The 13995-nt window shown below is 56.8% G+C and carries 14 protein-coding genes; 5 read left to right on the top strand and 9 right to left on the bottom strand.

Going from position 1 to position 13995, the window contains the following annotated elements; translation table 11 throughout:
- The first annotated feature begins 26 nt into the window (after positions 1-26).
- Together OHL19_RS02265 and OHL19_RS02260 are read left to right on the top strand one after the other, a co-directional pair.
- Entirely contained in the window at positions 27-335 is a 309-nt protein-coding gene (locus OHL19_RS02265; protein WP_263355960.1) for a type II toxin-antitoxin system Phd/YefM family antitoxin, read from the top strand.
- A complete protein-coding gene (locus OHL19_RS02260; protein ID WP_263355959.1) occupies positions 332-718 on the top strand; it encodes a type II toxin-antitoxin system VapC family toxin in 387 nt (128 codons plus the stop codon). The genes OHL19_RS02265 and OHL19_RS02260 overlap by 4 nt, the downstream gene beginning before the upstream one ends.
- Positions 719-733: 15 nt before the next feature.
- Here OHL19_RS02260 and OHL19_RS02255 read toward each other — a convergent pair whose 3' ends face one another.
- The 3 genes from OHL19_RS02255 to OHL19_RS02245 all read right to left on the bottom strand — a co-directional run bounded on the left by OHL19_RS02255 (position 734) and on the right by OHL19_RS02245 (position 2662).
- Entirely contained in the window at positions 734-1171 is a 438-nt protein-coding gene (locus tag OHL19_RS02255) for a DUF1810 domain-containing protein (RefSeq protein ID WP_263355958.1), read from the bottom strand.
- Between the two features lie 246 nt (positions 1172-1417).
- On the bottom strand, positions 1418-1945 hold the full coding sequence (locus tag OHL19_RS02250) for an AAA family ATPase (protein ID WP_263355957.1): 528 nt from the start codon (positions 1943-1945) through the stop codon (positions 1418-1420).
- Between the two features lie 204 nt (positions 1946-2149).
- Positions 2150-2662, bottom strand: a complete 513-nt coding sequence (locus OHL19_RS02245) for a hypothetical protein (RefSeq protein WP_263355956.1) — start codon at positions 2660-2662, stop codon at positions 2150-2152.
- A 226-nt stretch (positions 2663-2888) separates the two neighbouring features.
- Between OHL19_RS02245 and OHL19_RS02240 the strand changes: the two genes are divergently transcribed.
- Together OHL19_RS02240 and OHL19_RS02235 are read left to right on the top strand one after the other, a co-directional pair.
- Positions 2889-3263, top strand: a complete 375-nt coding sequence (locus tag OHL19_RS02240) for a PadR family transcriptional regulator (RefSeq protein ID WP_263355955.1) — start codon at positions 2889-2891, stop codon at positions 3261-3263.
- On the top strand, positions 3260-5938 hold the full coding sequence (locus tag OHL19_RS02235; RefSeq protein WP_263355954.1) for an ABC transporter permease: 2679 nt from the start codon (positions 3260-3262) through the stop codon (positions 5936-5938). The genes OHL19_RS02240 and OHL19_RS02235 overlap by 4 nt, the downstream gene beginning before the upstream one ends.
- Positions 5939-6013: 75 nt before the next feature.
- On the opposite strand, the gene OHL19_RS02230 is transcribed toward OHL19_RS02235, so the two are convergent.
- Both OHL19_RS02230 and OHL19_RS02225 read right to left on the bottom strand, forming a co-directional pair.
- Entirely contained in the window at positions 6014-6625 is a 612-nt protein-coding gene (locus tag OHL19_RS02230) for a protoglobin domain-containing protein (protein WP_263355953.1), read from the bottom strand.
- A gap of 59 nt (positions 6626-6684) precedes the next feature.
- Positions 6685-8139, bottom strand: a complete 1455-nt coding sequence (locus OHL19_RS02225; RefSeq protein ID WP_263355952.1) for a dihydrolipoyl dehydrogenase family protein — start codon at positions 8137-8139, stop codon at positions 6685-6687.
- A 347-nt stretch (positions 8140-8486) separates the two neighbouring features.
- On the opposite strand from OHL19_RS02225, the gene der reads away from it, so the two are divergent.
- Positions 8487-10139, top strand: a complete 1653-nt coding sequence (gene der, locus OHL19_RS02220) for a ribosome biogenesis GTPase Der (protein ID WP_263355951.1) — start codon at positions 8487-8489, stop codon at positions 10137-10139.
- A gap of 99 nt (positions 10140-10238) precedes the next feature.
- Here the strand turns inward: der and OHL19_RS02215 are convergent, their stop codons facing one another.
- The 4 genes from OHL19_RS02215 to trmFO all read right to left on the bottom strand — a co-directional run bounded on the left by OHL19_RS02215 (position 10239) and on the right by trmFO (position 13987).
- A complete protein-coding gene (locus OHL19_RS02215) occupies positions 10239-10739 on the bottom strand; it encodes a methyltransferase family protein (RefSeq protein WP_263355950.1) in 501 nt (166 codons plus the stop codon).
- A 3-nt stretch (positions 10740-10742) separates the two neighbouring features.
- On the bottom strand, positions 10743-11798 hold the full coding sequence (locus OHL19_RS02210) for a DUF7544 domain-containing protein (RefSeq protein WP_263355949.1): 1056 nt from the start codon (positions 11796-11798) through the stop codon (positions 10743-10745).
- A 141-nt stretch (positions 11799-11939) separates the two neighbouring features.
- The gene (locus OHL19_RS02205; protein ID WP_263355948.1) at positions 11940-12635 is read right to left on the bottom strand and encodes an ankyrin repeat domain-containing protein; all 696 of its coding nucleotides are present in this window, start codon (positions 12633-12635) and stop codon (positions 11940-11942) included.
- A complete protein-coding gene (gene trmFO, locus OHL19_RS02200) occupies positions 12608-13987 on the bottom strand; it encodes a methylenetetrahydrofolate--tRNA-(uracil(54)-C(5))-methyltransferase (FADH(2)-oxidizing) TrmFO (protein WP_263356793.1) in 1380 nt (459 codons plus the stop codon). The genes OHL19_RS02205 and trmFO overlap by 28 nt, the downstream gene beginning before the upstream one ends.
- Positions 13988-13995: the final 8 nt, after the last annotated feature.

Below are 13995 nucleotides of genomic sequence, written 5' to 3'. Positions count from 1 at the left end.
CCAAGTGGACTAAGCACACTTAGTCCATGGCCTACACCGTTCATCAGGCGAAGACCCACTTCTCTCGCCTCCTCAAAGAAGTCGAGGAAGGTAAAGAGGTCATCGTCATGCGCGGCAGCAAGCCGGTTGCGAAGCTCGTGCCAATCGTCGATCCACCCCAGGACAGGCGCCGCCTCGCAGGCGGTTACGAAGGCCTTATCCACTTTGAGAACAGCGCATTCAATCCGCTCACCGACGAACAGATGATCGAATACGGATTCGACAACCCGGCCAAGGACGAACTCTTCAAGAAACTCGCGGAAGCAAAATCACCTTCACCCGAACCAGCCGAATGAGATACCTGCTCGACACTCACACCTACCTATGGTTCCGAGCCGCTCCAGGGCTGTTGCCGGCCAACGTGCTGGATATTCTCACCGACACGTCGCATCAGGGATATATCTCGATCGTCACACCCTGGGAGATCGCCATCAAGTCCGGAACAGGAAAGCTGGAAGCGACCGCCCTCCTCACGAATTTTGAAGCCAGAGAAACAGCCGCTGGATTTATCTTCGCTCCGCCGACGACAACGCAAGCAATCCTCTCCGGCCTTCTTCCTCGTCATCATCGCGACCCCTTCGATCTATTACTGATTGCCCAGGCTATCGACCTCAGGCTTCCGATTATCAGCAGCGACATAGCCTTCGATCTCTACGAAGTTCAACGCATCTGGGAGTAGCCATCCAGCTGACACTCACTCCAAAACCTCCAGCGTCAACCCATCCGCCTCACCATCGAAATACTTATCCAGCGCCTCCTGAAACACCGTCTCCTTCAACGTCACCTGCGCAAACAGCGTCATCGAAGATCGAAGCTTCAAGCTATCGGTCCCACCAAAAATCTGCTCCGCCGTCCGCCCTTTTACCCCCATCACCAGCCGAGTACACTCCACCAGCCGCGGCCCCAACACTGGATGCTTCAAATAAGCCACAGCCTCTTCCCGCGACCCAATCGCATACTCAACAGCCGCAGCACTAAACCCCAATCCCTTGATCTGCGGAAACACAAACCACATCCAATGCCCACGCTTCACCCCGCCGCGCAACTCCGCCCGCACCTGCTCAATCACCCGGCTCTGCCCCTCCAAAAACCGCTCCAAATCGTATAAGTCGTAAGTATCTGCCGAACCCATAACCTATCTCCTCCCAAACAATTTAGATGCATTTTTCATTTCCAAACCGTAACCAGGAATCTCGAAAAGGGTAAGTTCCGGAACAGCCCAATTACCGCTGTTTGTCTCGAAAGGCTGAAACAAATTCTTCAGGGTCCGTCATCGCATGGCAGACACAGAGCATGCCGGGCAGAGCCCCTGAGAAGCAGAGCCACTCATTTCTAAAGAGCTATTTTCAGCGCCCAGCCTCACAGCAGGCAAGCCACTCTACAGCAACAGATAAGAGACAATTCGCTCAACGCCTTCATCTATCGAGAGCGCTCCGGTATCAATGATTTCGCACTCAGCAGCCAGTGCCTCTTGATGCAGATATCGCGCCCAACCAGCCATGTTTTCATTCGCTAACTCTGGCTGCTTTCGATCATGGATGAGACGGGAATTGCGAGTTTCGTCATCACACTCCACAAGAATAATTCGGGCATGTGAAATGTCGTGAGCCGCAATTGCTTCCAGAAGAAAAGCGATTCGCGTCTGTAAATCCAGTAAGACAGATTGCCCCGATGCAAGTATTGGCACTATTCGATCAAGCCATTGTTGAGTAACTTCTCGCTGCCAAGCGCTTCCAGCTTCGGGTCCAGCGCCATACCGCGCCGTCATTTCCTCTGCTGTTGGAACGCCAATAAGCGCGTCAGACCGGAACACCACGATTTCCGGATGCAGCTTCTCAATCTCTGAAGCGATCGTCGTCTTTCCAACTCCGGAAGCTCCGGTAAGCAGAACCAAAGACCCTGTCATGAAAGACAGTTTATATACCCGATAAGTTCCCGTCAGCGCAGAAGCCGAAACATACTTTGACATCTCAAAAATGGAAAGAGATTTTATTTAGAACGGCCGAACCAGTTCGGCAAAGCTTTGTCGAACTGGTTCGGTCGTCTATGTCTTATTAACGCCACAACAGGGCTAAAGTCTAACGAAGACTCGAATGCAGTTTAGGAAAGTCTACTTTCCCGCAGTTGAGATACTGCGTTTCGAGCTCTGGACCATGTATTTACCCTGATCGTCATTGAGGGCTACCAGGCTGAAATCCTGAAAGTCCCGATCCAACGTAACCTTCACCTGGTAGTAATAAGTCTTTCCCGCTTCTGCCGTGAAGGAAGATAGGCCCACCATCTTGTCCCATCGTCCAAGGCTTGACTGCCAGTTTGCGCATAGATGATGCTCACCCGGAGCTACTGGAAAAGCGAGATAGGAGTTACCATTGTCAGCACCTACCCAGGCTCCATCCAGACCCACGCGGGCTGTGACCTTCTGCCCAATCGCGATATATCCAGAAGTCTCGATTACCACGACCTGCGCCGTTCCATCTGCAGGCGGCAGAGGCTGTCCTTTTTTCGTAGCAACTTTGAATTGAGTACTGTCGCTACCGCAGGAATCCGGCAGAGTTGCAGCATGCGCATGAACCAAGACCAGAAAGCATAATGAGCAAAGCAGTGCACCAGTTCTGAGCTTCATAAGATCTCCTCTACCCGCTCAGACACAGGCTGCAATGGTTTGTTGCTTCAAAACTGTAATTAAATGATTTACCTCGCCATAAATAAATTCCATGAGGAGGTTGCACCCAGCCTGCTCCGTAACTCCCTAAAAAAAATCGCGTGACTCCCCTTGCAATCACAGGGGAACCATGCAACACTTCCCTTGCAACCAAAGGGGAGAAAAAAACCGATGCAGGAAAGCAGCAATGGATAAGGCTAAATTGGACAAGGCTAAACTCGATCTGGTTCGCGGCACCCTCGACGTTCTTATCCTCAAAGCTCTCGCCTGGGGACCGCTCCACGGCTACGCCATCACCAGCCTCATCCTCCGCCAGAGCGACGAAGCCCTCTTAGTCGAAGAAGGCACACTCTACCCCGCACTCTGGCGTCTCGAAAGCAAAGCTCTTCTCGCCGCCGAGTGGGGACTATCCGAGAACAATCGCAAAGCCAAGTTCTATCGCCTCACAACCAGTGGTCGCCGCCAATTACGCCAGGAAACCAAAACATGGGAAGCCTACGCCCTCGCCGTCGCCAAGGTTCTCAACGCGACCCAGCCGCCAATCGTTGATGAGGCAGTATGACGCCCCTGCCCATGTGGAGACGCTACGCGCGCCTGCTCGGCCCCGATCCCAAAGCCGACGTGCGCGATGAATTGTACTTCCACATCGAGACCAAAACCGATGACCTGGTCGCCCACGGCTGGCCCCGCGAACATGCCCGCCGAGAAGCCGAGCGCCAGTTCGGCAGCCTGCTGGACATACAAAAAATCGGCAATCGGATAGGAGAAAAAATGGAGCGTCGCCGCCAACTCAAGGACTACTGGATCGAAGCCCGCCAGGACCTTCGCTACACCCTTCGCACCCTGGGTCGCGATCGCAACTTCGCCGCCGTCTCCATCCTCATTCTCGCCCTCGGCATCGGTGCCAACATAGCCGTCTTCAGCGTCGTCAACACGTTGCTCCTGCGCCAGTTGCCGTTCCCACAAGCCCAGCAGCTCACCTGGTTTGAAGGAGGCAGCGGCCTCAGTCCCGCACTACGCGAAGCCATCGGCCTATCCGGCACCACCTTCACCGTCGACGCCTTTGAAGATTTTCAGCGCCACAACCAGTCCTTTCAAAGCCTCACCGCCTACAATCCTTTCCTCGGCAGCAGCGACTACGCTTTGACCGGTCGCGGAGAACCCCAGCCCGTCTCCGGCGTCATGATCGCAGGCAACTTCTTCCAGACGCTCGGCGTGCAACCCGTCATCGGCCGACTCTTCTCACCTGAAGAGACACACAAAGGCGGCCGCCCCGCCGTGCTGCTCAGCAATAACTTCTGGCGTCGCCAGTTCAACTCCGACCCTGCCATCCTCGGCCAGACCATCACCCTCAGCAAGCAGCCCGTAACCGTCGTCGGCATCCTTCCCGCCAGCTTCGACTTCGGCTCCGTCTTCTCACCCGGTCTCCGCATGGACGTCTACATCCCCGCCATCATGGACAACATGCGCAGTTGGGGCAACACCCTCTCCATCGTAGGCAGGCTCAAACCCGGCGTGTCCGTACAACAGGCCCAGGCCGAAGCAAGCCTTATCGGCAGGCAATTTGAAATCCTCCACCCCGGTCCCGCCACCGGCATCGACATCCCCACCGTCAGCAGCCTCAAGGACTACGTCAGCGGCAAGCTTCGCCGCTCTCTGATAACCCTCTGGTGCGCCGTCGGGCTCATCCAGCTCATCGTCTGCGTCAACCTCACCAATCTCCTGCTCGCCCGTGGCGCCGTCCGCAGTAAAGAGTTTGCCCTGCGCACCGCCCTCGGCGCAGGCCGTGGCCGTCTCCTGCGCCAACTCCTCACCGAAAGCCTCGTCCTCGCCAGCTCTGGAGCCATCCTCGGAGTAGCCCTGGCCTTCGCCCTCACCAGTTGGCTCGCTCATCAGGCATCCCTCGCCCTGCCCCTGCTCAGCAATGTCCGCGTTGACGGCAGCGCCCTCCTTTGGACGCTCCTCGTCACCACCGCCACCGCGCTTCTCTTCGGCCTCATCCCCGGCCTGCGCCTCTCCAGCGGCAATCCGCAGGAAGCGCTGAAAGACGGCGGACAAGGCCGCACCACCAGCAGCAAACACGAGCGTCTCCGCGCCGTCATGGTCATCTCTGAAATGGCTCTCGCCTGTGTCCTGCTCGTCTGCGCAGGCCTGCTCCTCCGCAGCTTCGTCAACGTCATGAACACCGACCTCGGCTTCCATCCCGAGCGCGCCGCCAGCATCAACATCACCTACGAAGACGGCAATGATCCCGCTCGCCGCGCCGTTGTCCTCAGCGAAATTACCCGCCAGATCGGCACCATTCCTGGCGTAGATTCCACTGGCATCGCCGACATGCTGCCCCTTGGCCGCAACCGGAGCTGGCTCTTCTTCAACAAGGCACGTCCCCCGCTCAAAGGAGACATCACAGCCGCTATCGTTCGCATCGTCTCCCCCGGCTATCTCAACGCCATGGGAATGCACTTACGCGAAGGCCGTGACCTCAGTTGGAACGACGGCCCAAAGACCGAGCGCGTCGTCATCATCAACCAGGCCGCAGCCCGCCGCTTCTTCCCCGGCGAAGATCCCGTAGGCCGCCTATCCGTCGTAGACGACAACGACACCCGCATCGTAGGCGTGCTCAACGACGTGCGCGAAAACAGCGTCGAAGCCTCCGTCGGCCCCGAAATCTATCTCCCCATCACTCAGAACGATCCCGAAGGCGCGCAGCTCGTCATCCGCACCAAACTGCCCCCAGCCTCGCTCGCCTCCAGCGTCCTCCAGACCCTCCGCACCATGAACCCATCCCAGCCCGCCAGCGAATTCGTGCCGCTGCAACAGGCCGTCAGCCACGCCACCTCGCCGCGCCGATTCTTTGCCCTGCTGGTCATCGGTTTCGCCGCTCTGGGACTGCTTCTCGCCGCACTCGGCATCTACGGCGTCATCTCATATTCCGTGACTCGCCAGACCCAGGAGATCGGCATTCGCATGGCCCTCGGCGCAACCATCGGCAACGTCCAACGCAGCGTCATCTCCAAAGCCATGCGCCTCGCCGCAATAGGAATCGCAATCGGTACAGTCGCCTCTTATCTAGCAGCCAAGGGCATCGCCTCACTCCTCTACGGCACCGAATCGACCGATCCTGCAGCCTTCGCCGCCATGATCGTCATGCTCGGCATAGTTGCCCTCATCGCCGCGTGGATCCCAGCCCGTCGCGCCTCCAGGATCGATCCCATGATCGCCCTTCGCAGCAATTAGCCGGTGCCCAAAGTTGCGGCCAAAGGAGATCGATCCCCACAGAGACATTATCCAAATGGCGCATGAACGACATCTTTACCACTCGTTCGGCGCCATTCGGGAATCCGCGTATGGCTTTGTCCAAAGCGCCATCTGCAGTTGCATTGATTTACACCATGCCCGGTGCATTCTATCCACATCTTCAGCCGAATGATTCTTTGCTGCCAGATAAGGTTTGATCGTCTCGTTGATGACTGCAATGAACCCGAGAATGTCATGCAACGGCACATAAGGCGTCGACCGCACGCCATCCGTCTGATTCTTCTTTAAGCTGGTGTGCCGCAAAGCAATTTCCTGCTGATAATTAAGCCAATCCTGGTCATATGGCCGCAGGCACGTATCGAGAATCCATTGCTGAAAACGAAGATTGCTCTTCGCCAGATACTCCGGATTCGCCTCTCCCTCCGGAGTGCGAGAATGCCTGGCCAGGTTCGGAATGCCTGCAATAATTCCGCTACGCCAATGTTCCACAATCTGCCTGGTCTGATCGCCAAGCACCTCACCCGCCAGCAGAAGAGAACGCTGATCTTCCTCCGTAAACCCCACGGTGATCTTCAGATTTTCTAACTCCTGCAACGACACCGGCGACGCGGCAACCTCGGTTGTTCCAAAGGTGTACCCATGAATATCTCCAGCAACTTTTTCCATAGAAAAATCTCCCTCGCCGCAATTTATCCCGGCCATACGATCAGCAGACGATGCAACGTTTATTGCTTGATTGCAGGCACAGAAGAAAACAACGCAACCAGCCCCTCCGACAAAGTTGGATGCGTCAGGATCGCATCCCGCAACCCCGTATAAGGCAGTCCCGCAATCATCGCTATCTGGACGGTCGCCATAATCTCGCCCGCCTCCACTCCAAACGCCGTGAACCCAAGAATGCGATCGCTCTTCGTATCGATCAGCGCCTTCCAAAAACCGCGCGTCTCAGATAGCGTCCGCGTCCGCAGAGCCGCCGCAGCAGGGATCTTGGCCAGTCGATATTCAATCCCTTGCGCACTCGCCTCTTTTTCACTCAGACCGACACGCGCCAATTCAGGATCGGTAAACATGCACGAAGGCACCTGCCTGCCCGTCGTTACTCGATGGCCGCCCGCAAAGTCATCTCGAACAATCCGAAAATCATCAAACCCGATATGCGTAAACTGCGGACTGCCCGCACAATCTCCGATAGCCCACGTATCCTGCGCTGTCGTCTCCAGCCGCTCACTGACTTGGATATACCCACGCTCCGTCAATGCCACTCCGGCTAACTCCAGCCCGATGTTTGCCGTGTTCGGAGTGCGTCCCGTCGCAACCAGCAGATCCGTGCCTTCAAGAATCGTTTCCACTCCATCGCGCAAAACATGAAGCTTCACAGATACCCCGGACTTGCCCTCGACACGCTGCACCTTGGCACCCAATACGAGCTCAATCTCTTCACTCTCAAAAAGACTATGCAAGCCCGCAATAACGTCCTCATCTTCTCGATGTACCAGCCGCTCATTGCGATCGATGATCGTCACGCGGCTGCCAAATCGGCGCATCGCCTGTGCCAGTTCCAGCCCGACATAGCCGCCGCCAAGCACAAGAAGATGCTTCGGAAGATAGTCCAGCTCAAGCGCTTCGATATGTGTAAGCGGACCAGCCTCGCGAAGACCGGGAATCGGTTCCACCGTCGCGTGAGTCCCCGTGCCGATAACCACCTTGCTTCCGCGAAGCACCCGGGTTCCACCATCCCCAAGCGCGACCTCAATCGTGCGCGGAGCAATAAATCGCCCCCATCCAATCACCAGTTCAGCGCCGCTCGCTTTGAAGTTATCCAGATGCATCTGCACCAGCCCATCGACCATCCGCCGCTTGCGGTCACGCACCACGGACATATCGATCCTGACATTTTCCTTGCTGATGCCAAACTCTTCGCTTCTTTGAAAGTAAGACGCAACCTTGGCGCTATGAATAATATTCTTGCTCGGCAGACAGGCAATGTTAGGGCAGGATCCGCCAATATAGCGACCCTCAATCACCGCAACTCGCTTGCCCTGCTTCGCCTCTGTCCATGCGAGATATTTCGATCCTTCCCCACTCCCGAGAACGACGATGTCATACTCTTCCGGAGTCGAAGGCTTTCCCTCTATAGCTCTGGACGATACAGCGGAACCGGATTCTTCAATGCGATCCATACGAGATTCTCCTCATCCTGACTGAAGTAATGGCCGAAAATAGCGGCTCAAATAACACGTTATAAAAAAAGAACGATAAGTTCCCACCACAGCTTAAATGGCAGTTTGCCCCTGAATCTGCCCTCAATCATAGCCTCCCAAAATTGACTTCACTTCACGACCCGCCCATACTTGATAGTTCGACCTCTGTTTTTTTGAAGCCCTGTAGCTTCGAACCCGGCTCACAGCCCTGCGAGCCTTGGTTCTAATCAGCAGAAGTCTCCCAGGCCAGCCCTGAAAATCAGGAAATCTGCCGGCAAGTATGATCTAGTAAGTCGCCCCAGCAATCCCTGGGTCCGGAGCACATCGTGTCCAAGTACCACAAATCCGTCGTACCCTCCACGCCCGCCAGCTCGCATCTGCCGCTCGTGGCCATCGTCGGCCGCCCCAATGTGGGCAAATCCACGCTCTTCAATCGCCTCACCCACTCACGCCGCTCCATCGTCGGCGACGAGCCCGGCATCACCCGCGACCGCATCTACGGCGACGTCGAGTGGGATGGCCGCATCATCCGCCTGGTAGACACCGGCGGCATCGTGCCCGATGACGCCGAGTACATCCCCAGCGAAATCTATCGCCAGGCCAAAACCGCACTCGAAGAAGCCGATCTGCTCATCATGGTCGTCGACGCGCGCACCGAGCTGGCCTCGCCCGACATCAACCTCGCGCGTATGCTCATCCGTGGCGGCAAACCCGTCTTCCTCGTCGCCAACAAAGTCGAGAACCCCACCGTAGCCGCATCCGCAGAGAACTTCCGCCAGCTCGGACTGCCCGAGCTCTTCCTCATCAGCTCCGAACACGGCCTCGGTATCGGCGATCTTCTCGACGCGATGTTCGATCTGCTCCCCGCACCAGCCGCGCAGGGCCTCGTCACCAAGGACGATCCATACGCCGAGCCGCTGAATGCCGATGAAGCCGACATCGAAGACGAAGTAGTCTTCGACGAAGATCAGGAAGACGAACTAGCCGAAGACATGGGTCCAGAATCCGAGGAATCGGATAATCCCGTCGACTTCAAAGCCCTGCAGGATGAGAAGCCCGACCTCTCCGATTTCGGCCCCGAACAGGACGTAGACGACGAAACCGGCCACGACGGCGAAAAGCATGCCTCACTCCATCGCACCCACGGCGAGTTCGAACAGCACGAAACCTCCGTCGCCATCATCGGACGCCCCAACGTCGGCAAATCCACCCTGTTGAATGCTCTCACCGGCAGCGACCGCGCCATCGTTTCGCCCATCGCCGGAACCACCCGCGATGCCGTCGATGAAGTCATTGAAGTCAACGGCGAACGCCTGCGCCTCATCGACACCGCCGGAATCCGCCGCAAGGGCAAAACCCATCTGATGGCCGAGAAGCTCTCCGTCGTCATGGCCCGCCGCCATCTCGAATCCTGCGACGTAGCCCTGCTCATGATCGACGCGACCGAAGGCGTCACCGCCAGCGACGCGCACATTGGCGGATACGCCCACGAAAGCGGCCGCTCCGTCATCATCCTCATCAACAAGTGGGATCTCGTCACCACCCACCGCACCGACGGCAAAGCCCCCGCCGACAAGCTCGCCTACGAAGAGCAGGTACGTCACGCCCTCAAGTATCTCGACTACGCGCCGATACTTTTCCTGTCCGCATCCCAGGGCACCAACCTCGACAAAGTCCTCAAGGAAATCAAGCGTATTGCCGCCCTGCGCCGCAAGCGCGTCACCACCGGCCAGATGAACCGCTTCCTCGATAAGGTCGACTTCCAGCGCGCCCCGGTTCCGATGAACAAGCGCATCCGCATCTTCTACATGACCCAGGCCGCGGTAGCCCCACCGACCTTCGTCCTCTTCACCGACCGCAACATCAAACTTCACTTCGCCTTCGAACGCTTCTTAGAAAACCAGATCCGCGCCGCCTTCGGCTTTGAAGGCACCCCAATCTGGTTCAAAATCCGCGCCAGAAAACCCAAGAAAAAATAGCTTCACCAAACAACCAATGCGGAGTCCAAGTCTCGCCCCTGAGTCCAGGTCTCGCCCCTGAGACCTGGGCTCCGCACCGACAAGCCCTCTTGAATATCTCTAAATAGAATCGGCACTCATCCGCGGCCACCAACGCCGCACCCGCCCACAATAATCGACATATTCCGCCCCATGCCGCCGCCGCAAAGTAGGCTCCTCGTACCGCCGGATAAACACCTCCAGCACTGCCCACACAAACACCGCATACCCCACCATCCACAAGCTCTGAAACAATAAAGCCTCACCCGCCAGCACCATCAGATCCCCAACATACATAGGGTTCCGCACATAGCGATAGAGCCCCGTAACGACAAGGCGCTCCGTGGGAACATTAGGCATCAGCGTTCCACGTCCCACCCGCACAAACCGCACAATGGAGTCCAGCAGCGGAAGTAATCCCGCGACAATAAGCGCAGCCGCAACAACCCGCTGCCATTCCGTAAGTAAAGCAGGCACACGAAAGCGAGTAATCACCCACGGCAGATACACCAGGATGATTCCCGGCCCACCAAACAAAGTAAACAGAACAGAGACCAGCACACTGCGTTTGAAACTGGCCATGCGCTAAAAAGACCCAGTCGGGTACCCTGCGCCTGGCATCATCGGCGCAGAAGGCAACGAAGGCAAAGGCCACAAAACCCGCGCCAATTCAGGATAGCGGCCACCATAAAACAGCAACGCATAGTTCCGCATAAACGTCCCAATCGTCCCGCCTACGCCAATCATTGCGCATACAAGCAGCGCAAGAAAAGCCGCCCCCGCAACGATAATGTACCCGATCATCACCGCCTGCGAAACCGCATGCAGCGCAAAGCCGATCACCACAAGAATCCCCGCGACAAGCAGTATGGGGATGAACACCGCAATTGCGCCGATGACCCCGGCAACCAGCGGCAATATAAGTCGCATGATCAAAAAGAGCGCAAACTGCAACGGCTCTGCCTTCATTTCCGACCACACATCATGAATTGCCTGCCACGCCGTAGCATCCTCCAGCGCCATATGCGGCAAAACAAAATAGTTGAGTGTCGAGTCCACAACCAACCCAAACAAGGCCACGAAAAAGAAGAGCAGCAAAGCTATCCCGAAGAGCGGCAGAAAATCCGCCCACTGCTTCGTCCCACCATGAAACAGCGATTGCAACAGCGCCCGATACTTCCACAACGCAGCCCCGGCACCCAACACCATCACAACCCAGAACCCCACCGCAATGCCCAGCGACAGCCAAAGATAGCGCAAAGCCTGCTCATGATATCGCCCCCACGCCGGTCCAATCTGGTCCTGCTCAAACAGCACGCAATCAAAGAACGCAAAGCGCAGCCGCAACAGCAGATAACTCACAAAAATCAAGATAGGAACGACGACCAGCAGCACAGCCGCCACCACGCAAAGCACCATGAACATTGAGGGCAAAGACAAATGTGGCGCAGGAAACTCCGGTATCTTGCCTCCAGGCGAACCAGGAAAGCCCGGAGAACTGACGCTCGCAAACGCGCCCTCCGTCAGCGTAGCCACCAGCGCTAACTTCAAAAACCGACCCAGCTTGAAAGGCCGGAACATAAAGTCCCTGGTCCTCTGAATAGCAGGACTAATCGCGTCGATTGCAGTGTAAGCACTCATAAGTTTCTCGCCGCCAGCCTAACACAAACCCAAATAATCCCAGTACTCCAACATCATCCCAGCCCAAACAAATCTGTAGTTGCCGTTCTGTCTGTCATTCCCGAAGGGAATCTGCTTCACTGGGCACCCCACCCCAAAACCTCAACGATGCGGATCCCCCAACAAATTCTCCCGCATCGACCCGTTCCGCGGATGAATCCGATAAGGCCCATAACAAAGCATCCGCAAAATCGGCGTCGGCCGCAAATACCAGCTACCCCAGCTCAACGGAGAATCCCCATGCATGTCCTTCGCATCGATCTGCGCTCCGGCATCCAGCAACATCTGGATCGTTCCTTCAGTCCCAAACGCCGCAGCCCTGTGCAGCGGAGTCTCACCCTTAGTCCGGCAATCCCGCATAAAACCGCCCGTCTCCGCATCTGGCTTCGTCTTACAATTCGGATCAGCTCCCGCAGCTAGCAACACGCTCAACACCCGGTCATGCGCCTCCCGCTCCGTCGTACAAAGCGCCGCATGCAGCGGAGTCTCATCCGACTCCGCTTGTCGCTTATTCACATCCGCACCGCACTCAATCAAAAATCGGCAAAGCTGCCAATGCCCATGAAAAGCAGCGCTATCCAGATCGAAATTATCCCCAAGCAACTCCGGCGAAGCGCCATGCTCCACCAGGTATCGAACAGCGCTCACATCCCCAAAGTAAGCGCATCGCCGCATCAGCGGAACACCATCCGCATCCACCGCATCCGCACCGATCCCAAGGCCAATCAGATCGATCACTCGATCCGTTCGCCCATCACACAGCTCGGCAATCAGCGTTCCTGCAAGAGAATTCTCCATAAGGACTCCTGGGTCTTGAACTCAGCCCACCAGCCATCAAAAGCCTCCAGCGCCCGCTCACACACCATCCGGTGCCGTTCCTTCTTGTCCCGCACCTTCTTGCGCGTCTCTTCTTCCAGCGGCACCAGTAGGTCAAACGTAATATTGGCCGGTTGAAACTGCTTTGAATCTGCCCTCGTAATGTAATTCACCAGCGACCCCAGTGCCGTCTGTCGCGGAGTAGCCACCGGCTCCTGCCCATGCGCAATCGCCGCCGCATATAACCCCGCCAGCAGCCCCGAAGCGATCGATTCCGTATATCCCTCAACACCCGAAATCTGCCCCGCAAAAAATAGGTCGGGCCGCGTCTTCATGCGCAGCCTGTCATCCAGCACCTGCGGCGATGAGATATACGTGTTGCGATGAATCTGCCCATAGCGCAGAAACTTCGCATTCTCTAACCCCGGAATCAGCCGCAACACCTTGGCCTGCTCGCCATACTTCAAGTGATTCTGAAATCCAACTAAGTTATAACTATCCGCACGCAGATTTTCCTTGCGTAACTGCACCACCGCCCACGGAGTCTTCCCCGTACGCGGATCGCGCAGACCCACCGGTTTCATCGGCCCAAATCGCAACGTATCCGGCCCCCTTCGCGCAAGTATTTCTATCGGCAAGCACCCTTCAAAATACTCAGCCTTTTCCCACTCTTTAGCCTCCGCGGCCTCAGCGGTAACAAGCGCATTCAGAAAGACGTCATACTCCTCGCGCGTCATCGGGCAGTTGATGTAATCCGCCGTCCCCTTGTCCCATCGGGCAGCGAAGTACACGCGATCCATATCAATCGTTTCCGCATCCACAATCGGCGAAATCGAATCATAAAACGCCAGATGCTCTGCACCTGTAAGCCGCGCAATATCCTTGCTCAAAGCATCCGAAGTAAGTGGCCCTGAAGCCACAATCGTCAATACATCCGGGTCTTCGCCTAACTCGGTAACTTCCTCGCGAATAACTTTGATTCGCGGCTCCGCATCGATAGCCTCAGCAATCAAGCGCGAAAACTCCACCCGATCTACCGCCAGCGCATGACCCGCTGGCACCGCCGTAGCATCCGCCAGCGCAATCAACTTCGATCCGGCTCGACGCATCTCCTGCTTCAACAGCCACGGAGCAGTATTCGGCGACTCACTCTTCAGCGAGTTAGAACACACTAACTCGCCAAACTCCGTAGTCTGGTGTGCCGGAGTCAGCAGCGGCCTGCCATCCACCATCCGCCGCATCTCGTACAGCTCAACCTCGCAACCCAGCGCAGCAGCCGTAAGCGCAGCCTCAGGCCCAGCCAGGCCGCCGCCAATAACTCGAATCTTCTTCAATCCCAAAC

Origin of the sequence: Acidicapsa ligni (assembly GCF_025685655.1) — a bacterium.
Taxonomy (GTDB): Bacteria; Acidobacteriota; Terriglobia; order Terriglobales; family Acidobacteriaceae; genus Acidicapsa; species Acidicapsa ligni.
The sequence above is the reverse complement of the archived record's forward strand: the minus strand, read 5'-3'. Positions and strand labels throughout refer to the sequence as shown.